Source organism: Roseibium litorale (assembly GCF_014842915.1).
In the GTDB taxonomy this organism is placed as follows: domain Bacteria; phylum Pseudomonadota; class Alphaproteobacteria; order Rhizobiales; family Stappiaceae; genus Roseibium; species Roseibium litorale.
Genome location: NZ_JACYXI010000011.1, coordinates 76,010 through 96,372 on the forward strand (window position 1 = coordinate 76,010; position 20,363 = coordinate 96,372).

Annotated in this window: 22 protein-coding genes, 1 tRNA gene and 1 riboswitch; of the genes, 13 read left to right on the forward strand and 10 right to left on the reverse strand. The window is 60.0% G+C overall.

Going from position 1 to position 20,363, the window contains the following annotated elements; all coding sequences use genetic code 11:
- Positions 1-24 precede the first annotated feature (24 nt).
- Positions 25-690 (reverse strand): alpha/beta fold hydrolase, encoded by a 666-nt coding sequence (locus IG616_RS16480; RefSeq protein ID WP_192149265.1) that lies wholly within the window; start codon positions 688-690, stop codon positions 25-27.
- 116 nt (positions 691-806) lie between these two features.
- Between IG616_RS16480 and IG616_RS16485 the strand changes: the two genes are divergently transcribed.
- The gene (locus IG616_RS16485) at positions 807-1,613 is read left to right on the forward strand and encodes a sterol desaturase family protein (protein WP_209007654.1); all 807 of its coding nucleotides are present in this window, start codon (positions 807-809) and stop codon (positions 1,611-1,613) included.
- Here IG616_RS16485 and IG616_RS16490 read toward each other — a convergent pair.
- Positions 1,610-2,389: a transporter substrate-binding domain-containing protein gene (locus IG616_RS16490; protein WP_209007656.1), complete on the reverse strand. Its 780-nt coding sequence runs from the start codon at positions 2,387-2,389 to the stop codon at positions 1,610-1,612. The two genes, IG616_RS16485 and IG616_RS16490, sit on opposite strands and share 4 nt — an antisense overlap.
- Before the next feature lie 157 nt (positions 2,390-2,546).
- Here IG616_RS16490 and IG616_RS16495 point away from each other — a divergent pair, with 157 nt between their 5' ends.
- The gene (locus IG616_RS16495; RefSeq protein WP_192149267.1) at positions 2,547-4,382 is read left to right on the forward strand and encodes a glycosyltransferase; all 1,836 of its coding nucleotides are present in this window, start codon (positions 2,547-2,549) and stop codon (positions 4,380-4,382) included.
- A gap of 112 nt (positions 4,383-4,494) precedes the next feature.
- Here the strand turns inward: IG616_RS16495 and IG616_RS16500 are convergent.
- Positions 4,495-4,568: transfer RNA gene (locus tag IG616_RS16500), tRNA-Gly, on the reverse strand.
- 227 nt (positions 4,569-4,795) lie between these two features.
- Between IG616_RS16500 and IG616_RS16505 the strand changes: the two genes are divergently transcribed.
- On the forward strand, positions 4,796-5,590 hold the full coding sequence (locus IG616_RS16505) for an ion transporter (protein WP_192149268.1): 795 nt from the start codon (positions 4,796-4,798) through the stop codon (positions 5,588-5,590).
- Positions 5,591-5,662: 72 nt separating this feature from the next.
- A complete protein-coding gene (locus tag IG616_RS16510; RefSeq protein ID WP_192149269.1) occupies positions 5,663-6,502 on the forward strand; it encodes a hypothetical protein in 840 nt (279 codons plus the stop codon).
- A gap of 71 nt (positions 6,503-6,573) precedes the next feature.
- Here the strand turns inward: IG616_RS16510 and IG616_RS16515 are convergent, their stop codons facing one another.
- Positions 6,574-8,232, reverse strand: a complete 1,659-nt coding sequence (locus IG616_RS16515; protein ID WP_192149270.1) for a lysine--tRNA ligase — start codon at positions 8,230-8,232, stop codon at positions 6,574-6,576.
- Positions 8,233-8,466: 234 nt separating this feature from the next.
- On the opposite strand from IG616_RS16515, the gene IG616_RS16520 reads away from it, so the two are divergent.
- Entirely contained in the window at positions 8,467-8,880 is a 414-nt protein-coding gene (locus tag IG616_RS16520) for a tellurite resistance TerB family protein (protein ID WP_192149271.1), read from the forward strand.
- A gap of 28 nt (positions 8,881-8,908) precedes the next feature.
- Here IG616_RS16520 and apaG read toward each other — a convergent pair whose 3' ends face one another.
- A complete protein-coding gene (apaG, locus tag IG616_RS16525) occupies positions 8,909-9,301 on the reverse strand; it encodes a Co2+/Mg2+ efflux protein ApaG (protein WP_192149272.1) in 393 nt (130 codons plus the stop codon).
- Between the two features lie 157 nt (positions 9,302-9,458).
- Here apaG and IG616_RS16530 point away from each other — a divergent pair, with 157 nt between their 5' ends.
- The gene (locus IG616_RS16530; protein ID WP_192149273.1) at positions 9,459-10,067 is read left to right on the forward strand and encodes a CDP-alcohol phosphatidyltransferase family protein; all 609 of its coding nucleotides are present in this window, start codon (positions 9,459-9,461) and stop codon (positions 10,065-10,067) included.
- Positions 10,068-10,135: 68 nt separating this feature from the next.
- Positions 10,136-10,321, forward strand: a complete 186-nt coding sequence (locus tag IG616_RS16535; RefSeq protein WP_192149274.1) for a PLD nuclease N-terminal domain-containing protein — start codon at positions 10,136-10,138, stop codon at positions 10,319-10,321.
- Between the two features lie 72 nt (positions 10,322-10,393).
- Here IG616_RS16535 and IG616_RS16540 read toward each other — a convergent pair whose 3' ends face one another.
- A complete protein-coding gene (locus IG616_RS16540; RefSeq protein ID WP_192149275.1) occupies positions 10,394-11,593 on the reverse strand; it encodes an O-succinylhomoserine sulfhydrylase in 1,200 nt (399 codons plus the stop codon).
- 40 nt (positions 11,594-11,633) lie between these two features.
- A riboswitch (SAM riboswitch) is annotated at positions 11,634-11,713 on the reverse strand.
- Between the two features lie 122 nt (positions 11,714-11,835).
- Between IG616_RS16540 and IG616_RS16545 the strand changes: the two genes are divergently transcribed.
- Positions 11,836-12,939, forward strand: a complete 1,104-nt coding sequence (locus IG616_RS16545) for a 2'-deoxycytidine 5'-triphosphate deaminase (protein ID WP_192149276.1) — start codon at positions 11,836-11,838, stop codon at positions 12,937-12,939.
- Between the two features lie 5 nt (positions 12,940-12,944).
- The gene (locus IG616_RS16550; protein WP_192149277.1) at positions 12,945-13,493 is read left to right on the forward strand and encodes a YigZ family protein; all 549 of its coding nucleotides are present in this window, start codon (positions 12,945-12,947) and stop codon (positions 13,491-13,493) included.
- Between the two features lie 21 nt (positions 13,494-13,514).
- Here the strand turns inward: IG616_RS16550 and IG616_RS16555 are convergent, their stop codons facing one another.
- Positions 13,515-14,438 (reverse strand): thermonuclease family protein, encoded by a 924-nt coding sequence (locus IG616_RS16555; RefSeq protein WP_192149278.1) that lies wholly within the window; start codon positions 14,436-14,438, stop codon positions 13,515-13,517.
- Positions 14,435-15,070: a S24 family peptidase gene (locus tag IG616_RS16560; RefSeq protein WP_192149279.1), complete on the reverse strand. Its 636-nt coding sequence runs from the start codon at positions 15,068-15,070 to the stop codon at positions 14,435-14,437. Before IG616_RS16560 ends, IG616_RS16555 begins: the two co-directional genes overlap by 4 nt.
- Before the next feature lie 244 nt (positions 15,071-15,314).
- On the opposite strand from IG616_RS16560, the gene IG616_RS16565 reads away from it, so the two are divergent.
- Entirely contained in the window at positions 15,315-15,659 is a 345-nt protein-coding gene (locus tag IG616_RS16565; RefSeq protein ID WP_192149280.1) for a DUF952 domain-containing protein, read from the forward strand.
- Complete coding sequence (locus IG616_RS16570; protein WP_192149281.1) at positions 15,656-16,753, forward strand: quinone-dependent dihydroorotate dehydrogenase; 1,098 nt, start codon at positions 15,656-15,658, stop codon at positions 16,751-16,753. The genes IG616_RS16565 and IG616_RS16570 overlap by 4 nt, the downstream gene beginning before the upstream one ends.
- 29 nt (positions 16,754-16,782) lie before the next feature.
- Here the strand turns inward: IG616_RS16570 and IG616_RS16575 are convergent, their stop codons facing one another.
- Complete coding sequence (locus IG616_RS16575) at positions 16,783-18,144, reverse strand: MATE family efflux transporter (protein ID WP_192149282.1); 1,362 nt, start codon at positions 18,142-18,144, stop codon at positions 16,783-16,785.
- Between the two features lie 146 nt (positions 18,145-18,290).
- Here IG616_RS16575 and IG616_RS16580 point away from each other — a divergent pair, with 146 nt between their 5' ends.
- Both IG616_RS16580 and IG616_RS16585 read left to right on the forward strand, forming a co-directional pair.
- Positions 18,291-18,764 (forward strand): DUF2867 domain-containing protein, encoded by a 474-nt coding sequence (locus tag IG616_RS16580; RefSeq protein WP_343072386.1) that lies wholly within the window; start codon positions 18,291-18,293, stop codon positions 18,762-18,764.
- 81 nt (positions 18,765-18,845) lie between these two features.
- Positions 18,846-19,760 carry a histone deacetylase family protein gene (locus tag IG616_RS16585; RefSeq protein ID WP_192149363.1) on the forward strand — a complete coding sequence of 305 codons (915 nt, stop codon included), beginning with the start codon at positions 18,846-18,848 and terminating at the stop codon, positions 19,758-19,760.
- Positions 19,761-19,762: 2 nt separating this feature from the next.
- Here IG616_RS16585 and IG616_RS16590 read toward each other — a convergent pair whose 3' ends face one another.
- A complete protein-coding gene (locus IG616_RS16590; protein ID WP_192149283.1) occupies positions 19,763-20,038 on the reverse strand; it encodes a DUF6460 domain-containing protein in 276 nt (91 codons plus the stop codon).
- Positions 20,039-20,363: the final 325 nt, after the last annotated feature.

The following is a 20,363-nucleotide window of genomic DNA, read 5'->3' on the forward strand; positions in this document are numbered from 1 at the left end:
TTGTGCGTACGGCTTGGGACAGGGTCAGGCTTGTAGGAGCTTGGCGGCAAATCCGGCGGTTGCAGCCGCAGCTGCGGTGACGTTGCTGTCGAGGGTTGCCGGCGATTGGCCGCGCGGGCCGAAGTCATGGTTGCCGTCTTCAAGATAGATGATTGAGACCTTTTCCGGCAGCGTGATGCCTGCCAGTTCTTCCCTGTTGCCGAACGGGTCGCGATCGCCCTGCAGGATCAGAACCGGGCGGTTGGACTGTTCCAGCGGCTCCAAACGCCAGGTGGCATCAGACTGACCGGTCGGATGGAACGGATAGCCGAAGCAGGCGACGGCCTTTACACGGGAGGGCAGCGAACTTCCGCCAGCCAGCATGGCCGCAACCCGTCCACCCATGGACTTACCACCGATCAGCACCGGGCCATCCAGGCCTTCGGCCTTCATCTCTGCAAGCAGCTTCTGGAGAGCTGTCTGGAATTCGCCGATCAGCTTGTCTGCCTTGGGCGGCGGAGCCTTTGGCCCGCCGTCCCGGCGCTTGGCCATATAGGCGAACTCAAACCGGACTGCGGCAATCCCATGAGCGGCAAGGGCGTTTGCCAGGCGGTTCATGAAGCTGCTGTCCATGGCAGCGCCGGCCCCGTGGGCCAGAAGAAGGACGGCAGTTGGAGCTTGGTCTGGGCGGGTCCAGAGAAAATCGGCCATTGAAGGAAATCCGGTTCGGGCGCAGGTTGGGCCAAGGTGACGTGAAAATGCAGAGTGGCCGGAGGTATCGTGTTTTCCGGACCCCGGCAAGACAGAGCAGGAAGAGGGGAGCGAATATGCCTGAACTAGATGCGGGAATGGTGCGGCTTCTCGTATTTCTGGGCATATTCCTTCTGATGTCGCTGGCCGAAGTGGCTTGGCCCAGACGCAAGCTGTCGGTCAGCCGCAAAGGCCGCTGGCCGGTGAACTGGGCAATCGTTCTGCTCGACACCGCAATCGTCAGGCTGCTGTTTCCGTTGGGCGGGGTTGGACTGGCGGTATGGGCAGGGCAGGTGGACACCGGGTTGCTCAATCAGTTGGAGCTTTCTCCCGCTCTTGAAGGAGGTGCGGCCTTCCTTCTTCTGGACTTGGCTGTCTGGTTCCAGCACTGGGCTGCGCATAAGGTTCCGCTGCTTTGGCGTGTCCATCAAGTTCACCACGCGGACGGGGACATGGATGTAACCACGGCGCTGCGGTTTCACCCCGTGGAGATCCTTTTGTCCTTTTTCTGGAAAGGCGCAGTGATCATAGCACTTGGGGCTTCGCCGGAGGCGGTCCTGGTATTTGAAATCGCTCTTAATGGAACGGCGATGTTCAATCATGCGAACGCCCGGCTTCCAGGCTGCCTGGATTCGGCATTACGGTTTCTGGTCGTCACACCGGACATGCATCGTGTGCATCATTCCGCGGCACGGAACGAGACCGACAGCAACTACGGGTTTTGCCTGTCGGTATGGGACCGCCTCTTCCGCACCTATGTACGGATGCCTGCACTTGGCCATCAGCGGATGACCATTGGTCTCAGCCCGGAAAAGTCGCGTGGGGCCCGGCGCCTTGGCTGGAGCCTGCTGTTGCCGTTCCGGGACAACGGCCGGAACCCTTAGTAAAAGCTCAGCGGGAAATAGCGGAGATAGAGCTCCCGGAAGGTTCCCTTCTGGGCAAGCACCCTCAGCGCATAATCTATAGCTTCTGCGCGTTCCATGTCATCATTGCGAAGGGCAACGGAAAGCCCCTGGTCGAAATATCCAGGTTCCATCCAGGGGCCGCCTGCAAAGCTGCAGCAACTGCCGGCAGCCTCGCTATTCAGCCAGAAGGAAAGCGAAAGCCCATCGCCGAAATGCGCGTCGGCGCGGCCTTCGATCACATCCCTGCGTGCAGACGCAAGGTCTTCCTCAGTAATCAGCGTTGCCTCGGGCCAGAACGCGCGGGCGAATGCCTCGTGCCGGGAGCCAGCCTCGACCGAGAGGATTTTACCGGCAAGCGAGGTCTCGTCGAAGCTCTTGCCTTTCAGCGTGATGAACCGGGCTGGCAGTTTCAGATAGTCCTGGGTGAAGCGCAGGGAACCCTGCAACTCGGCGGTTGGAGCCAGGCCGGAGATGATCGCGTCACCTTCTCCCTCGCGAAGCGCATCAACCAGCACATCGAACTCCTTGATACGCAAAGAGCAGGAGCTGCCCAGTTCCAGACAGATCGCCCGGGCCAGATCCACGTTGAACCCCGTCAGGCGGCCGGTCTCGTCCCGGAAGACAAAGGGCGGGAAAGAGTCGGACGCAAGGAACTGGATTTTCTCGGGAACTTGGGCAGGGCGGTCCAGAACGGCCTTGGGATCCCAGTAGTTTGGAACCACCGGTCCAGTGGCTTCTGCCAGCGCAGGAAGCACAAATTGGGCGCAACCATAAAATGTAAAAAAAACTGTTAAAACTATTGATGGAAATCTTGACATGTGGCTAAATCGCATCCGTACGGCTGAAGGGGTGGCCGGATGATTGGGGTCTCACCGTAGAACTAGCACGGTGACGTTCCGGGGGGAACGGATCATGGCGGATAGCTTGCCTGGAGTGGTTGGTGTACTCCACCAGCGGGGAATTGCCGAAAGCACGCTGAAGACGGCCATCAGGCAGGCGCCGGAACTCGGGATGACGCCTGCGGAATATCTGGTCCGCAAAGCCGTGGTCTCCGAAGAAGCCATCTACAGCGCAATGGCCGAATATTGCGGCATACCCTTTATCCCCGATCGCGGTTTCCGGCCCCAGTCGGTCAACTCCATCCCCGTCGGCCTTGGCAGTATGGATCGTGGTCCCCTGTTGACAGGCATAGGCAACCGGCAGCCCTATTACGTCATCGCTCCCGAGCTTTCGGAGTTCGAGCAGGTCAAGGCCTATCTGGACACGCATCCTCTTCTTCAGAAGCAGCTCCGGATGAGCACGCCAGCCGCCGCAAGGCATGCTTCGACTGTTTTGAACACACCCGCGGGCGATCTGGAGAGCCGGTTCCCGCACTACAGCGCCAGGCTCCGGCTTTCTCAGACGCAGCTCTCTGTCGTTCTGGTTGCAATTATTGCCTTTCTGACCGGACTGCTGCTGCCGCCATCCGTTCTCGGCTACGGGGTAGGGTGCTTCTTTGCGCTCAATTGCTGCGCGACGGGTGTCGTCCGTTTGCTCAGTGCCTTTGCCACGCAGGGTGAGGTGATTGACTACCGGTTGCCCAAACCTTTCACAGACCCGCTGATCCGCTGGCCTGTCTACACGGTGCTTGTCCCGCTCTATAGGGAGGCCCAGGTCGTGGGAGATCTGATCGAGGGGTTGAGGCAGCTCGATTATCCGAGGAACCGTCTCGATATCCGCTTTCTGCTGGAATGGGACGACACGGAAACCCGGCATGCTTTCTACCGCCATGGCTTGCCGGATCACATGCAGATTGTTCTGGTGCCGGAAGGCAGCCCACGCACGAAACCCCGGGCATTGGCCCATGGGCTGGAAGGTGCAAAAGGGGAGCTGATCACCGTCTATGATGCGGAAGACAGGCCCGACCCGGATCAGCTCAAGAAGGCTGCGGTGTTTTTCAGCCTTGCTCCCCACCGGCTTGCCTGCCTGCAGGCCCGGCTCGCCGTGGACAATCACGACGAGAGCTTTTTTGCGCGCCAGTTTGCGCTGGAATACGCCTGTCTTTTTGATCAGCTTCTGCCTTGGTTTCACAAGAAATCCTGGCCCTTTCCGCTGGGCGGCACGTCAAACCACTTCCGGCGCTCCGTGCTTGATGCCGTAGGCGGTTGGGACAAGTACAATGTCACTGAAGATGCGGATCTGGGTGTAAGACTGGCCCGGTTCGGCTACAGGATCGGTGTTCTGCCCAGCACCACTCATGAGGAGGCCCCGCTGTGCTGGAAGGCGTGGCGGAGCCAGAGGACCCGCTGGTTTAAGGGGTGGATGCAGACACTTTGCGTGCATATGCGCGATCCACGCCAGATTTGGCTGGATCTTGGCCCCACACGGAGCGTCGTGATGCTGGCGATGATTGCCGGAAGCTTCGTCATGATGGCCCTGCATCCTTTCATTCTTGCCATCATGGGGGGGTATATGACCGGGATCGTGCCGGCGCCTGCAAGGGCTGGCTTTTGGGAGACCGGCTTCCTGCTTCTGTGCGGCACGGCCATGTTTACGGGCTATGCGGGCGCTGCAACGGCAACCTGGCTGGCTGGCCGGAAGCGGGGATACGCCCCCAATCCGCTGGATCTGCTTCTGATCCCGGTCTACTGGATGTGTGCAAGTATTGCGTTTTACTGCGCCGTCTGGGAGTTTTTTACCAAGCCATTTCAATGGAACAAGACGGCCCATGGTCTCTCCAGCCGCCGCCGTCTGAGCCGCAAGCTCTGAGTTTCATGCCTGCAGAGCTAGGCAAAGCACATCACGCAGCCGGCGAGGGGTCGCATAATGAAATGCTCCGGGCTCGGCGCTGGCAGATCCAATCGTTTCGGGAAAAGTGCGCTGGAGCGGGTGAAGGGAATCGAACCCTCGTCGTAAGCTTGGGAAGCTTCTGCTCTACCATTGAGCTACACCCGCCTGCTGCCCGTTTCTGCTCTGCCGCTCTGGTTCTGTCAAGAGGGCGTTCAAGCGATACACAATCCGCTTCAAAGGGCGCGCTCAGGCTACGCCGGATGGCCGCGCTTTTCTCTTGCCGGGACGTTGGAAAAACACCACTTTCTCCCGGCTTGCCCGGTGCCGGCTCCCGGAAGTCCTGCCGCGGCGAGCCTGCACCGCATGTTGCCGAACCGGAGCCTGAGAGAAAGATGCGTGAACGGATCACCAGACTGATCGCCACCCCCGCGTGGGAAATCGGTGTGATTGCCATCATAACCTTGAATGCGGTCACCCTCGGGCTGGAGACCAGCACCACTGCCATGAATGCGATGGGGCCGCTTCTTCTGGCCTTGGATAGCGTGATCCTCGTGCTCTTTACCCTCGAGATCCTGCTGCGCATCTATGCCCGGCGGCTGGCATTCTTTAAAGATCCCTGGAGCCTGTTCGATTTTATCATCGTGGCAATTGCGCTTGTTCCAGCCAGCGGACCTTTCTCCGTCCTGCGCGCGCTACGCATCCTGCGGGTGCTCCGGCTGATTTCCATTCTGCCATCCCTGCGCCGCGTTATCGGTGGCCTGATAGCGGCTCTGCCGGGCATGGGGTCCATTGTCGTCTTGCTGGCGCTGGTGTTCTATGTCTTCGCGGTCATGGCAACCAAGCTCTACGGGGAGGCTTTCCCTGAGTGGTTCGGTACGATCGCCCGGTCGGTCTACACGCTGTTCCAGGTCATGACCCTGGAAAGCTGGTCCATGGGCATCGTCCGGCCGGTGATGGAGGTCTACCCGAACGCCTGGCTGTTCTTTGTGCCCTTTATTCTCTGCACGTCCTTCACGGTGCTGAACCTCTTCATCGGGATCATCGTGTCGGCAATGCAGGAAGAGCATGAGGCCGAAGCGGAAAGCAGCCGTCAGGCCATGCAGGACGAGGCGGAGCTGATCCTGGCCGAGGTGCGGGCCCTTCGTCAGGAAGTGGCGGAGCTGAGGCGGAGCGGCCTCAAGAGCTGATCTTCCAGTTTATTTTCATCTTTTCCCGTCTGCCGCGTCTTCCAAATGAAAGCCGGGGCAGGGAAGAGACTGATGGGCAAATGGAAGACGTTTCAGCTGATCCTGGACTGGCTCAGGACGGTTCTGGCGGCCGGGGTTGTGATCACGCTGACGCTCTCCCTGTCGGATTGGCTTGCGGTGGAGATGCTGGCCATTCTTCAGCGGATAATGCTGCTGCTGGTGATCCTGTACGGTCTCGTTGCCGCTGCGAGACTGCTTGTGCAGGGACTGGTTTTCTTCCGCGATATCTGGAACCTGTTCGACCTCGCTCTGCTGGTCCTGGCCTTGATGCTCGGCATGCCCGGCATTCTGGCGCTTTTGCTGCTCCGGATGTTCCAGAACTTCCGTCTCTCGGCGGAGTTGTCAGCCCTGTTCTGGCTTTCCACCGCTGTCTTAAAGATCGCACGGCAGCTTGCCCGGTGCCTTGGGGCGACGGTGGTCCTGATCTTTTGTGCGGCCCTGACGATGACTGCAGTGCTCAGATCGGTCTATCCGGATCATTTTGGAACGCTGTGGATCAGTTTGGAGACCCTGCTTTTACACGGTCTCGATCCTCTGCCCCGAACCGGGCTTGCTGTCTGGCTTGTCTGGTTCGTGTGGGGGCTTGCCGGTCTGCTATGGCTGGGCCACGTCCTGCGCATGCTGATGCCGGACTTCTGGCAGGCGGTAGAGATCGAGGAGGAACTTGCCCTTGTTGAAGAGGCAAGCGCCGGGATGAAACTCATGCAACTGGAGACCAGGCTTCTGTCGGAAGAGTTTGCGGTTGAGGCTGAAGCCGAACGGATCTTGATCCGGGCCGAAACGGACAGGGTTCTGAGAGAAGTAAATGGTCTGCGCCGCCAGATGGAGCAGTTTACCCGGCGCTACTCATAGGGCCAGAAACAGCGATGGCGGCCCTGGGACCGAAACCTGTGCCGCCATCATAAGTGCATTGCAGACCGATGTCAGGCCGTGAACTCGCCGTTCAACGCCTTTGCGATCATGGTGCGGGTCTCGGCAATCCCGTAAAGCGCCACGAAGGAACCGAAGCGCGGCCCGCGTTCCTGCCCCAGAAGCACCTGATAGAGCATCTGGAAGAACAGGACCGATACACCCGGACCACCGTCCGGACCGGTCTTCTTGGTGTCCTGATAGCGCTCGATCGGCCGCGCGACATCCAGGATGGCATCCTGAATGACATTGCCGTCCGCATCGGCGGGAAGGGCAGCAAGAGCGGCGTCCAGCTTCTGCAAGGCATCGCGCTCCACGTCGTCTGCCACCTTGAACGACTTGGTCGGCTTGACGAAGTCGTCGAAGTAGCGGATCGCGTAGCCCACCAGCTCGTCGAGCTTCGGATGGGTCTGAGCAGTCACGCCCGGTGCATAGCGGGTGATAAACGCCCACAGCACATCCTTGTTCTCAGCATTGGAAGCCGAGACCAGGTTCAGCAGCATGGCGAAAGGCACGGGCATGTCGATCGCGGGCACATTTCCGGAATGGATGTGCCAGGCCGGGTTCATCAGCTTCTGTTCCGCTGACATGGCAGAAAACTTCTCCGCATAGGTGAAGTACTCGTCCACGGCCTTGGGGATCACGTCGAAATAGAGCTTCTTCGCGGTCTTCGGCTTCTGGAACATGTAGAGCGCCAGGCTCTCGGTCGGGGCATAGGTCAGCCACTCGTCGATGGTCAGGCCGTTGCCCTTGGACTTGGAGATCTTGGCGCCATCGTCGGCCAGGAACAGTTCATAGACGAAATGCTCCGGCGGGGTGCCGCCCAGGACCTGACAGATCTTGTCATAGACCGGCATGTTCGGGCCGTGGTCCTTGCCGAACATTTCGAAATCCACGCCAAGAGCGGCCCAGCGGGCGCCGAAGTCCGGCTTCCACTGCAGCTTCACATGGCCGCCGGTAACGGGCAGCGTGCAATCGCGGCCATCCTCGTCCTCAAAGGTCACGGTGCCGTTCTTGGCATCGACTTCCTTCATCGGCACATAGAGCACGCGGCCAGAAGTTGGCGAGATCGGCAGGAACGGGCTGTAGGTTGCCCGGCGTTCCTCGCCCAGCGTCGGCAGCATCACGTCCATAAGGGCCTGGTACTTTTCGACGGCCTTCAGCAGGATACCGTCCAGCTTGCCGGACTTGTAATACTCCGTCGCGCTGGCAAATTCGTAATCGAAGCCGAAGGTGTCGAGGAACCGGCGGAGCATGGCGTTGTTGTGATCGCCAAAGCTCTTGTAGTCCCCGCCAAACGGGTTGGGCACCACGGTCAGCGGCATCTGAAGATAGGGCTCGAGCGCCTTCATGTCCGGAACGTTTTCCGGAATCTTGCGCATGCCGTCCATGTCGTCCGAGAAGCACAGCAGCCGGGTCGGGATCTTGTCTTCGGTCAGGACGCGGAAAGCCGTCCGCACCATGGTGGTGCGGGCCACCTCGCCGAAGGTGCCGATGTGAGGCAGACCCGATGGGCCGTAGCCGGTCTCAAACAGAACCGGCACCGAAGGGTCCCGTTTCGCGACCCGTTTGACCAGTTTGCGGGCTTCCTCGAACGGCCAGGCTTTGGAAGTCTGGGCCGCTTCGACGAGATCGCGCGAAAGGTCAAGCGGTGGCAGGGAGCGTTCGGTCATCTTTGGGTTCTGTTCTGTTTGTTAGGAAAAAGGAACCGTGCCGGCTGAAACGGTTTTCCGCACCGGCAAAGGCGCGGCGACACTAGAAAAGCACAGCCCCCACGTCAATGATTACTGTATTGAATGGGATGGGAAACGGCCAGGTCCGGCTCGCACCTTGAACAGGGGCAGCTAAGGAGTTACCTGTCGGACTGATTTTGGATGACCGGAAACGCGCGAGGCGCAAGGGACATGATGAGCGATACGATTAGCATTCAGGAAGCCCTGATCTACGTCATGGTGATCACCTCAGCATCTGACGCATCCATGACGGATGCGGAACTTGCGACGATCGGTGGTGTGGTGAAAGCGCTGCCGGTCTTCTCCGACTATGATTCCGGCAATGTTCTTGCCGCCGCACAGCGCTGCGGCGAGCGGCTTCAGGAGCAGGACGGCCTGACCGAGGTGCTCGCGCTCGTCGCCGACACCCTGCCGGTCCATCTGTTTGATACGGCCTATGCCCTTGCCGTAGAAGTGGCCGCTGCCGACCTCGATGTTTCCAAGGAAGAGTTGCGGATCCTGCAGATCCTGCGCGACCGGTTTAATCTCGACAAGCTGACGGTGGCCGCAATCGAGCGCAGCGCCATCGCCCGCCACCGCCGCGCCTGATCTGCCGCCTTGGAGCTTGGCGCAGCCGTTAGTTCAGGCTGCGCACCTCGTCCGGCAGATCGAGGGAGAAGGCGGGAATCTCCACATCGAACTTGGTGCCGTCTTCCCGCTCCATGCCATAGCTTCCAACCATGATGCCGGAGCTGGTCTTCAGCGGGCAGCCGGAAGAATATTCGTAGGTCTCGCCCGGTTCGATCACCGGCTCCTCACCGACAACGCCAGGGCCGCGGACTTCCTCGACACGTCCGAGACCATCCATGATCTTCCAGTAGCGTGTCCGCAGCTGAACGGGCGCACTGGTGTCATTGCGGATCTCGACCATGTAGGCCCAGACATAGTGGCCCTTTTCCGGCTCGGACTCATCGTCCAGATAATATGGCTCAACCGAGACTTCGATGCCTGCGGTAACAGCACGGTACATGTGCCAGCTCTCCATAACGCTTTGTGCGGGCTGAGATCGCCCCTTTGGGCGTGCTTATAGGGCGGATGACGCATTGGTGAAAGGGATCAGCTTGCCCCGGGCCGCCGGTTCCAGCATTTATTGCGCGCCTTTGACCGTTTTGAGACTGGACCTGCGAATGTTCGATGCCCGCCTGCGACCGGTAATTGACCCGCCGCTCAACAGAGCGGGGCGGGAATTGGCGCGTCTCGGGATCCCGGCGAATGGCATCACGCTAGGGGGCTTCGTGGTCGGGCTTGCGGCCGCGGGGATGATCGCGGGTGGTTTGTTTTTGGCCGGAGGCCTTCTGATTTGCCTCAACCGGCTGGCCGATGGCCTTGATGGCGCGGTTGCCCGGGCGAGCCGCAAGACAGATCTCGGTGGCTATCTCGACATCACGCTGGACTTCTTCTTCTACGGCTCTATCCCTCTTGCCTTTGCCTGGTCGGACCCTGCGGCCAACGCACTGGCCGCCACAGCATTGCTCGCCAGTTTTTATGCCAACGGCTCCGCCTTTCTTGCGTTTGCCATCATGGCCGAGCGGAAGGGGGTCAGCACGGACAGGCAAGGTGCAAAGTCGTTGTACTACCTTGCGGGGATTGCGGAAGGCTTTGAGACCATCCTGATGTTTCTGCTGATGTGCGTCTTTCCGGAGATCTTTCCCTGGCTAGCCTTTGCATTCGCGGCGCTTTGCGGTGTCTCTGCGGCTGCAAGAGTTCTGCTGGTAGCGCGTATTCTTGCGAAATAAGTCTGACTTTCGGGAACAATCACGCAGCTTGCCCGTTAACTTGGCAGAAATAGTCAAGGAGAGCTGCTATGGAATATGGACTTGTTGGACTGCTGATCCTCGCACTCGATATTTATGCGATCCTCAAGGTCATCTCCAGTGGGGCCTCGACGGGCGCAAAAGTGCTTTGGATCCTTGGTATCCTGGTCTTCCCGGTTCTGGGCTTCATCGTCTGGCTGATCGCCGGCCCGAATGGACGCCGTCTTTCCGCATAAAGCGTGGAGACTAGAGAGTTTGATCAGGCCCGGAGGCTCTCCGGGCCTGAATTGTCTCAGCCAAGGTGTGGCTCAGATTGCTGCGAGAGCAGCTTCGATATCTTCCAGCAGATCCAGCGGGTCTTCCAGCCCGACCGACAGGCGCAGCATGCCGTCGGAAATTCCAAGCTCTGCCCGCGCTTCCGCCGCAACGGACTGGTGTGTGGTGGTGGCCGGATGGGTGATCAGGCTCTTGGCGTCGCCCAGGTTGTTGGACAGCTTGATCACTTCCAGTGCATTGGTGAAGCGGAAGGCCGCTTCCTTGCCGCCATCAATCTCCACCGCCAGCATGGTGGAGCCGGCGCGCATCTGGCGCTTGGCGACTTCTGCCTGCGGGTGATCGTCTCGGCCTGGATAGATCAGGCGGGAGACCTTGGCCTGACCGGCCAGGAAGTCGGCGATCCGCGAAGCGCTTGAGGTCTGGCGCTCAACCCGCAGGGCCAGCGTTTCCATACCCTTGAGCAGAACCCAGGCGTTGAACGGGCTCATGTGCGGGCCGGTGTGTTTGACGAAGGGCATCACCTCGTCATTGATCCACTTTTCGTCAGACAGGATGACGCCGCCCAGGCACCGGCCCTGTCCATCAATGTGCTTGGTGGCGGAATAGACGACGACATCTGCGCCGAGCGAAAGCGGCGACTGATAAAGCGGCGTCGCAAAGACGTTGTCGACAATCAAACGCGCGCCAACCGAATGCGCGATCTTGGCGACGGCAGCAATGTCGATGACTTCCAGAGTCGGGTTGGTCGGGCTTTCCAGGAAAAGGGCGCGGGTGTTCGGCTTCACCGCAGCCTTCCACTGGTCGATATCCGTGCCGCCCACCAGCGTGGATTCCACGCCGAAGCGCGGCAGCAGGACTTCAACGATATAGCGGCAGGAGCCGAAAAGGGCCTTGGCGGCCACCACGTGGTCACCGGCCTTGACCGATGCCATCAGGGCCAGATTGACGGCAGCCATGCCGCTTGCTGTCGCCCGGGCAGCTTCCGCGCCTTCCAGCATGCGGATGCGGTCTTCGAACATGGCCGTGGTCGGGTTGGCGTAGCGGGAGTAGACAAAACCGGGATCTTCACCGTTAAAGCGCGCTTCCGCCGCTTCGGCAGTGCCGTAGACGAACCCTTGGGTCAGGTACATGGCTTCCGACGTCTCTCCATAGGGAGAGCGGACCGTGCCGCCGTGAACGAGTTGGGTTGCCGGGCGCAAGCTCTTGCCGGTCTTGGTTTTGTTCGTGGTCATGTCTTAGCTCCAAACGCAAAAACCCCGGCCGTAGCCAGGGTTCTTCGCAAACCCGGCCTTTTTAGCAACTTGTTTAACGTGGCTGCAAGCCGGCCGGCTCAAATCACCACGAGGTGCAGTCTCCTTAGGCCAAATCGGCTGCGGCGTCAATCTTGGCGCGGAAAGCGGTTGGCTGCGGGCTTTTGATCCGCTAATCACACAGGTCAACAGCATTTCAGTACCGAAACCGTGCAGGACGGACCATGACAGCAGCACCAACGGGCATTTTGCCGGCGCATTCCATCGAAGCCATGTTTGACGATGGCGCGATCTACGCCGCAACGCCACCTGTCGCCGGTCAGATCCAGCCGGCCAGTCTTGATCTTCGCCTGGGTCATACGGCCTTCCGGGTGCGCGCCAGTTTCCTGCCGGGCGAGGGGGCGTCGGTCATGGATCGTATGGAAGCGCTCAAGCTTCATACCTTCGACCTGAACGATGGTGCGGTGCTGGAAACAGGCTGCGTCTATATTGTGCCCTTGCAGGAAACGCTGGACCTGCCACCGGACATCTCTGCCACCGCCAATCCGAAAAGCTCGACCGGCCGGCTGGATGTGTTTACCCGCGTCATCACCGATCACGGCGTGGCCTTCGACACGGTTCCCGCGGGATACAGCGGACCCCTTTATGCCGAAATCTCGCCGCTGACCTTCCCGATCCTGGTGCGGGCCGGGTCCCGTCTCAGCCAGATCCGGTTCCGGCGCGGCCTGTCGCTGATCAGTGACGAGCTGCTGGAAGAGTTTCACAAGATCCACACCCTCATGAGCGGCGGCAACGAGCGGATCGGCGGTGGTGTGCAGCTTTCCATCGATCTTGAGGGATCAGGTCCCGGCAGCCTAGTCGGCTACCGGGCGAAACACCATTCGGGTCTGATCGACGTCGATTTGCCGGGCAAGCAGGAGCCTTTGGACTTCTGGGAGCCGATCTACCGGCGCGGTGCCGCCGAGCTGATCCTTGATCCGAACGAGTTCTACATTCTCGTCAGCCAGGAAGCGGTGCATGTTCCGCCGGATTTTGCCGCCGAGATGGTGCCGTTCGATGCCCTCGTCGGCGAATTCCGTGTGCATTACGCGGGCTTCTTTGATCCGGGCTTTGGTCATGGCGGTGCGGGCGGTGTCGGATCGCGCGCGGTTCTGGAAGTCCGTTCCCACGATGTGCCTTTCATTCTGGAGCACGGCCAGACCATTGGCCGTCTGGTCTACGAAAAGATGGCAGAGCGGCCGAAGCAGCTCTACGGACAGGGCATTGGCTCCAACTATCAGGGGCAGGCTCTGAAGCTTTCCAAGCATTTCAAGACCCCTTCCGTCTGAGAGCCATGAGCCTCCAGACGATTGAGCGTGAGTTCGAAGGCTATCTGGAAGACCGGAAATCCCGGTTTCTGGCTTATCTCGTGCCGCTTGCAGTCTTTGAGGACAGGCTGGAAGCCCTTCGGTCCGAGCACCGCAAGGCCAATCACTTTGTGACCGCGCACCGGCACATTCTGGATGATGACCGGATCGAGGAAAGCGGCAAGGACGACGGTGAACCTGCGGGCACCTCGGGCATGCCGACCTTGCGCGTGCTGCAAGGCGCAAGGCTGGTGGAGGCGGGCGTCATCGTCGTGCGTTATTTCGGCGGTGTGAAGCTAGGCGGCGGCGGTCTCGCAAGAGCCTATTCGGGAGCCGCAGCGGATGCGATCGCGCATGCGGATCTTATCGCCTTTGTCCGGCATGCCCAGCGGACAGTGGAAGCAACCTTTACCGCCAGTTCCGATCTCGAGCGCCGGATATCGGATCTGGGGCTTACGGTGATCACGCGGGATTATACCGCAGATGGTGTCCGTCTTCTCGTTGAAGGGCCAGAGGACAAGGTGGTTCAGCTTTAGGTCCGCATGCCGTCGCAAAATCTACTGCGTGGAAACTGGCCCCAGATCCTGCGGCAAGCCGAGAGGGTTTAGGAGATCCAGATCCCTTTGCCCAGGCTGTCCGGCCGCCGCGTCAAGACCGGGCCGTAATCCGTCTTCTCCAACCGTTGGAGGCAGCAGTGTCTCGTCAAGAGGCTGAGGCGGTGCGGCTGTGCCGGGCAGTTCAGAGAGCCACTCTGACTGCCACTGGCCCTTTTTCTGTTCTTTCGCCATGTTCATCAACGTGGTGTAATTTTCCGGAGCACCTTCATCCGGAATCGCCCAGCCGTTTTCCACCATCCATGCCGCGAGATTGACCGGGCCGCGTGTGCAGTCTGCGATCATGGCCTTTGGGGCCTCCTCGGTGATCTTCTCGCAAGAAATCCTGTTCATGCGGACGAGGCCGCGCAGGGCCGTTCTGGCACGGACACCGCAGGGCCATTTGCCGCCGACGCGTGACACACAGGTCTCGCTCAGCTCCAAGGTTTTGATGTGGGCGAGGCGGACGGTGAAGGCTTTTGTCTTTAACGTTGCGGCATCGACGACTTCCGGGCGGTGAAGTTCGATAGGCCCTTCGGGAAGAGGCGCGACTGGCGGATTGAGCCGTTCCAGATAAATCGGAGAAGGTTCAACCCGCATGATCGGGGCTGTCACCACCGGGGTGCGCACGCCTTCTGGAGATACATTGCGCAACTGGCGCGGCAAAGGCACCGCCGAGTTTTCAACAAGCGCCGCGGGCGCGGCAACCTGCGTTTGCTGTCCAGGCGGGAGATCTGCCGTTACGGCTGAAGAGGCCGCGGGAAGGGGAGAGGGTTCCGGCTCCTCTTCGGGCGGGTCGCTCAAGGCCAGCCAGGTAACGGCACCAGCGAAGAGCACGCCTATAACGACGGGAAGCGGGACGCGACGGGGGACAGAAAGACCAGTCATTGGCTCGCCCATAAGATGCGGCCTACCCACTCGATCTGGTCATGAGCGAGATAGACCCCCTCACTGTTTCCATCCAGGGGACTGAATTGTATTCCTGCCTGTGTCCGTCTTTCCAGCGTCAGGATGGAGAGGCCTTGTCCATGAATTTTGGCAAGGACCCTGTCGCCGCGCTGGATGGCGGCAAGAGGCGCGATGATCAGCACATCTCCCGCCCGGTAAACCGGCAGCTGGTCATCGCCGCCGACTTCCAGTGCGAAAAGGCCTTTTGCCAAGGGATCGGGAAAGGTGAACTCCCCCCAGACCTCGCCAGACGGGCGGCCTTTCGTGTCAAAAGCCTCCTGGCGGGAGGCTTCGCTGAAGCCTGCGCAAGGAAGGGTCCTGCCGGCGGTGGAGGGCGCGCCTGCGGCGGCAAGATCAGCGACAAAGGTGCCAAGCGGTTCCCCGGTGGCTTCCAGGATTTTGGCAAGAGATTCGGTAGACGGCCAGCGCGGCCTGCCGTCACCGGCAAACCGTTTGGAGGGATTGAAAGTCGTCGGATCCAGCCCGGCACGTTTGGCCAGCCCTGATGGAGACAGGCCATAGCGGCGGGCAAGCCCGTCAATCGCCGCCCAGACCTGTGCATGCGACAGCATGTGATGCCTCCTCAATACTCTCCGGCTGACAGGAATAAAAACCTCTTGGCCGATTATGTGGATCCAGGAATTGAGTGTCAAAGCGTTCCGGTGTGAAAGGATGCTGCATTACGGTAACTTACCGGCTGCATCCGGCTTGCCGGAGCGGCTGGAGGACGATAGGGTCCGCGCGATTTTCCTGCTTCCGGACGCAAATGCGGGTTCCCCCGGCTGATCCGGTTTGCGCGTCAGAACAAGGTGCCAGATGGTCCACATCTACAAGATCGTGCCGCAAGAGATGTGGCAGGCAGCGGAAGCCGAAGGCATATTTCACGGGGCTCCCGTTGATCTCGCCGATGGCTATATTCATTTCTCGACGGCTGAGCAGGCGCAGGAAACGGCCGCAAAGCACTTCCAGGGGCAGACGGGTCTGTTGCTGGCGGCCTTCGATTCCGGACACTTTGGCGATGACCTCAAGTGGGAGCCATCCAGGGGCGGTGCCTTGTTCCCGCATCTCTACACAAGCCTTCCGGTCAGCGCGGCCCTCTGGGTCAAGCCGCTGCCGCTTGGCACAGATGGTCAGCACGAATTCCCGGAAATGGACCAATGAGCTTTTCCCTGCTTGAGAAACTGGCCCTCAAGGGGCTTCACCAGATGGACGCGGAAACCGCCCATGGTGTGACGATCAAAGCCCTCAAGTCCGGGCTCCTGCCATCCTGCAACAAGGCTGCCGATCCGCGGCTTGCACGGCATCTTTGGGATTTGCAGTTTCCCAATCCTGTCGGCATGGCAGCCGGGTTTGACAAGAATGGGGAAGTGCCGGATGCGCTGCTGAAAGCCGGGTTCGGCTTCACGGAAGTGGGTTCCGTCACCCCGAAGCCCCAGCCGGGAAACCCGAAGCCGCGCGTCTTCCGCCTGCCTAAGGACCGGGGCGTGATCAACCGCTTCGGCTTCAACAACGAGGGCCATATCGCCCTGCGTCAGCGGATGGAGACCCGCAAGGGGCGGCCGGGCATTGTCGGGATCAACGTTGGGGCGAACAAGGACGCTGCCGACCGGGTGGCGGATTATGTCTCCGGGATCGAAGCTTTCGCCGATCTCGCGCATTACTTCACGGTGAATGTGTCCTCACCAAACACGCCTGGCCTGCGCAATCTTCAGGCGCGGGATGCACTGGCAGAGCTCCTGATAGGGGTCATGTCCGCCCGGGATAGCCAAACCCAGAAGTTCGGGCGCAAGGTGCCGGTGCTTTTGAAGATTGCTCCGGACGTCGATGACCGCGAGTTGGAAGAGATTTGCGGTGAAGTTCTGTCGAAGCAGCTGGACGGGCTGATTGTCTCCAACACCACCATTTCCCGCGAGGGGCTGATGCCTGATGTCAATGCAGAGCAGGCCGGTGGCCTGTCCGGGCGCCCGCTGTTCCGCCGCTCCACCATCGTGTTGGCAAAGGTGCGCAAACTAGTGGGCCCGGACCTTCCGCTCATAGGTGTCGGCGGCATCGACAGCGCTGAGGCAGCTTGGGCGAAGATCACCGCGGGCGCGGATCTGGTGCAGCTTTATTCTGCGCTGGTTTACGAAGGCATGGGCCTGGTTGAGCGGATTCTGGATGGTCTTGCCGAACACTTGGACCGGAACGGCTTTTCCAGCCTGCAGGACGCTGTCGGCATCAATATGGACGGCTGGGCCAAGGCATCACTCGTTTGAGATGGGGATGAGCTCCGCGCGGGCAGAGCTTAGACCGGTTGAAAGGGCGTGCCTGCCAAGGGAAACAAGTCCGTCCGGCGCTTGCGGCATATCAGCCAGAGGCTGAGACCACGCATGCCAAAGAAGATGTTTAGCGTCAGCCACAGGCCATGATTTCCCAAAAGAGGAAACAGGACATAAAAGGATGCGACGAAAACGGCGAGGGACAGGAGCATCATGTTGCGCATGTCCCGCGACCAGGTGGCGCCGATGAAGACGCCATCCATAAGAAAGGCGAGAACGCCGGAGAGGGGCGTGAGCGTTGACCAGACCAGATAGGCCTTGCCGGTTTCGCGGACGGCGGCATCCGTGGTCATCAGATCCAGAAGCAAAGGCCCCGCGCTCATGAAAACGGCGGCAAGCAACCCGGCGAGAACATAGCTCCACAAGCTTGTGATTTTCAGTGTCAGGTCGAAGGCAGGGCGGTTGCGCGCGCCGACGGCTCTTCCGGCGAGTTGTTCCGCAGCTGTGGCCAAGCCGTCCAGAAAGTAGCCGGCGATAAGGAAAAACTTTTCCAGCAGAGCGTTGGCCGCGAGCACGACATCCCCCTGAGCCGCGGACTTGCTGGTGAAGAAGCCGAAGGCGCTCAAAAGGCAGAAGGACCGGATCATTATGTCCCGGTTCACGGCCATCATCCGGAGCAGCAGGCGCTTGTCGAAGATCGCCTCGGGTTCAGGCCAGGGCGTATGCCGGGCCGAACGCAGGAAAAGGCTCGCCCCGAGAAGGGCCGTGACCGCTTCGCTGATGACCGTGCCTGCCGCAACCCCTTCTACGCTCCAGCCAAGGTGAAGCACGAAAAAGAGGGAGAGGACGATATTGAGGCCGTTGCTGACGAGTTGCAGCAGCAATCCGGTGCCCGCCCGGCCAAGGCCGAGAAACCAGCCCAGAATGGCGTAATTCGCCAGCAGGAAAGGGGCGCTGTAGATGCGCGTGGAGAAGTAGCGCTCCGTCGCGTCCTGAACCTCGGCACTTCCACCGATCAGTCTCATCCCGACTGTGAGCGCAAGGTTCTGGACAAGAAGCAAGGCTCCGCCGATCAGGCAGGCCACGATCAGCGCACGCAGGGCCGTTGCCTTGATCTCGATCTGGTCGTTTGCGCCAAGGGCCTGAGCCGTCAGGCCGGTGGTGCCTGAGCGCAGGAAGCTGAAGCTCATGAACAGGACGTCGAAGATCACGCCTCCGACCGCGATGCCGCCCAGAAGAGCCGGATCGCCTAACTGGCCGATGACAGCCGTGTCGACGATCCCAAGCAGGGGTGTCGACAGATAGGCCAGCGTCATCGGCACGGCGATGGCCAGCACACTGCGGTGGGTAACCGCAAAGGGAGCGGCTGCGGGGGAAATGGAGGTCATGGAGGAATCCCGAGGAAGCTAACACCAGATATTCTTTGGCAGCGGCCTGTGGGTCAAGGAAATACCGGACCGGCGGGTGGCGGGACCGATTGCCGCGTGCGGCATCGTGGCTCTGGTTTTTTGTTGCCGGGACGCGCAGGCTTCTCGTGTTTCAGATTGAGGAAATCATCATGTGCCTCGTCAACAAGAGCTCGCATCCATTGGAATCGCGTATCTGGCTCCTGGTAGAGCCAGGTGATTTTATTGACGGATATTCCGTGATCTCCGGCCGGGGCGCGCGCGAGGCTGCGGAGAAAGGGCTGACAATGCCTCTATGGGCAAGTCTGCTCCTGAAATTGCGGAACCTGCTGGTCAAACCTTTTGGACTAAAGACCACCCGCCCCACCTCTGGGGATGCGATCGGCATGTTTCCCGTGACCTATGAAAACGGCAGGGAAATCATCCTTGGAATGCCGGACAAGCATCTGGACTTCCGCATCTCCGTGATGCGTGAGGATGGGCGCATCCACATGGCGACCTGGGTGCACCCGAAGAATGTTTTTGGCCGCTTGTATCTGGCGGCAGTGATGCCCTTCCATATCCTGATCGTAAGAAGTGCGCTCCATCGGATCGGTACCTGACGAAGCTGTACGGATAAACTTTTCGCCTGACTTCACTGCGGGAGCTTGCATGCCGGCATAGGTGCCCCCTAAGTCATGGGAATGCCTGTTCCGATTGTTCACCATCCCGCCTATTGCGCTGATCTGCCGGAGGGACACCGCTTCCCGATGGACAAGTTCCGGGCGGTCGCCGGACAATTGGAGGCTGAAGAGCTGGCTGACGGGGGAAAGTTTCACCGGCCACGCCCAGCACCCTTCGAATGGGTAGCTCTTGCCCATGACGCGGCCTATGTCGATCAGGTGTTCTCCGGTCAGGTGCCCCATGCTGTCGCGCGCGAGATCGGCTTTCCGATGAAGGAAGACATCGCCCTGCGTGCCCGCTGTGCGACAGGAGGAACGGTGCTGACAGGCTATCTCGCGCTGGAGCATGGTCTTGCCTGCAACACAGCTGGTGGCAGTCACCATGCGCGCTGGAAGCATGGAGCCGGGTTCTGTGTCTTCAACGACGTGGCGGTCGCCATCCGGGTGATGCAGGCCGATGGCGTCATCCGGAGGGCGCTGGTCATCGACCTTGATGTTCATCAGGGCGATGGAACCGCTGATATTTTCACCGGAGACAACAGCGTCTTCACCTTCTCCATGCATTCGCAAAAGAACTATCCAGTGCGCAAGGTGCCGTCCGTGCTGGATATCGGACTTGAAGACGGGCTGGGTGACGCAGCCTATCTTGCTCTTTTGAGGTCAGCTCTGGAGCAGGTCCTGAAGGCAGGGCCATTTGACATTGTCTTCTACAATGCGGGTGTCGACCCTTATGAGGGCGATCGTCTCGGCAGGCTCTCACTTTCAAGGGCAGGGCTCTTGAGCAGGGACAAGATGGTCATCGAGACTGTGCGTGCCAGAGGTTTGCCGCTGGCGGGGGTGCTGGGCGGGGGCTATTCTACGGATATTTCAGAGCTGGCTGACCGGCACTGCAATTTGCACCGGGCAGCCTCTGCTGTAAGAGAGCTTGCGCTTTAGGCTTATCTGCCCCGTCCTGCTGACAGGACGCGTGAAATCAGCCACAGGGGGACAACGATGATCGCTCCCAGCACGAAATAACGCATCAGGTTGCCGATCGCTGCAAAGCCCATGTTCCAGAGCCGTTCTATGAAATCGAGCGCATGGTAGAACAGGCTGAGGGGATCCAGGTTGAGCGCCGATAGGATGACACCGACCACGAAGGACAGGAAGACCAGTCTCAGGATGACCTGAGCGGGGGAACCGCCCATGAACCGGGCCAGATTGTGATCGGACATATTGTGTCTCCTGCACTGCGCGAAACGGCGCTTCCGCCTACTTAGGTGGTAACCGCTTCCGCTGCAATGGCTCTTTCCTTTTTGCCGGAAGCCTCAGAGGCCAAATCTGGTTTGAAGAAACGGACAGATTGGCATCTATGGTTAAGATTGAAGGGAATTGTGCCAAATACAATCCAGCCTTCTTGTTGTATGTGTGAAAATCAGGAAGAGGCGTGTTGCGCGCAGCCATTTGCAGCCAGCATCTCTTCCGGTTCAGCTCGCCGGATTGCGGGATTGCCGTAAAAAATGGACCCTGATGCACACGCCCCATCGGTAGCGCAGGTTT

What these genes read in the sequence shown, in the direction of transcription:
- IG616_RS16575 (WP_192149282.1), bottom strand. Translation starts at nt 18,144, where the DNA reads ATGACCTCCATTTCCCCCGCAGCCGCTCCCTTTGCGGTTACCCACCGC.
- IG616_RS16535 (WP_192149274.1), top strand. Translation starts at nt 10,136, where the DNA reads ATGGAATATGGACTTGTTGGACTGCTGATCCTCGCACTCGATATTTAT.
- IG616_RS16515 (WP_192149270.1), bottom strand. Translation starts at nt 8,232, where the DNA reads ATGACCGAACGCTCCCTGCCACCGCTTGACCTTTCGCGCGATCTCGTC.
- IG616_RS16495 (WP_192149267.1), top strand. Translation starts at nt 2,547, where the DNA reads ATGGCGGATAGCTTGCCTGGAGTGGTTGGTGTACTCCACCAGCGGGGA.
- IG616_RS16485 (WP_209007654.1), top strand. Translation starts at nt 807, where the DNA reads ATGCCTGAACTAGATGCGGGAATGGTGCGGCTTCTCGTATTTCTGGGC.
- IG616_RS16520 (WP_192149271.1), top strand. Translation starts at nt 8,467, where the DNA reads ATGAGCGATACGATTAGCATTCAGGAAGCCCTGATCTACGTCATGGTG.
- apaG (WP_192149272.1), bottom strand. Translation starts at nt 9,301, where the DNA reads ATGTACCGTGCTGTTACCGCAGGCATCGAAGTCTCGGTTGAGCCATAT.
- IG616_RS16590 (WP_192149283.1), bottom strand. Translation starts at nt 20,038, where the DNA reads ATGTCCGATCACAATCTGGCCCGGTTCATGGGCGGTTCCCCCGCTCAG.
- IG616_RS16505 (WP_192149268.1), top strand. Translation starts at nt 4,796, where the DNA reads ATGCGTGAACGGATCACCAGACTGATCGCCACCCCCGCGTGGGAAATC.
- IG616_RS16565 (WP_192149280.1), top strand. Translation starts at nt 15,315, where the DNA reads ATGGTCCACATCTACAAGATCGTGCCGCAAGAGATGTGGCAGGCAGCG.
- IG616_RS16560 (WP_192149279.1), bottom strand. Translation starts at nt 15,070, where the DNA reads ATGCTGTCGCATGCACAGGTCTGGGCGGCGATTGACGGGCTTGCCCGC.
- IG616_RS16550 (WP_192149277.1), top strand. Translation starts at nt 12,945, where the DNA reads ATGAGCCTCCAGACGATTGAGCGTGAGTTCGAAGGCTATCTGGAAGAC.
- IG616_RS16480 (WP_192149265.1), bottom strand. Translation starts at nt 690, where the DNA reads ATGGCCGATTTTCTCTGGACCCGCCCAGACCAAGCTCCAACTGCCGTC.
- IG616_RS16530 (WP_192149273.1), top strand. Translation starts at nt 9,459, where the DNA reads ATGTTCGATGCCCGCCTGCGACCGGTAATTGACCCGCCGCTCAACAGA.
- IG616_RS16570 (WP_192149281.1), top strand. Translation starts at nt 15,656, where the DNA reads ATGAGCTTTTCCCTGCTTGAGAAACTGGCCCTCAAGGGGCTTCACCAG.
- IG616_RS16545 (WP_192149276.1), top strand. Translation starts at nt 11,836, where the DNA reads ATGACAGCAGCACCAACGGGCATTTTGCCGGCGCATTCCATCGAAGCC.
- IG616_RS16540 (WP_192149275.1), bottom strand. Translation starts at nt 11,593, where the DNA reads ATGACCACGAACAAAACCAAGACCGGCAAGAGCTTGCGCCCGGCAACC.
- IG616_RS16555 (WP_192149278.1), bottom strand. Translation starts at nt 14,438, where the DNA reads ATGACTGGTCTTTCTGTCCCCCGTCGCGTCCCGCTTCCCGTCGTTATA.
- IG616_RS16510 (WP_192149269.1), top strand. Translation starts at nt 5,663, where the DNA reads ATGGGCAAATGGAAGACGTTTCAGCTGATCCTGGACTGGCTCAGGACG.
- IG616_RS16585 (WP_192149363.1), top strand. Translation starts at nt 18,846, where the DNA reads ATGCCTGTTCCGATTGTTCACCATCCCGCCTATTGCGCTGATCTGCCG.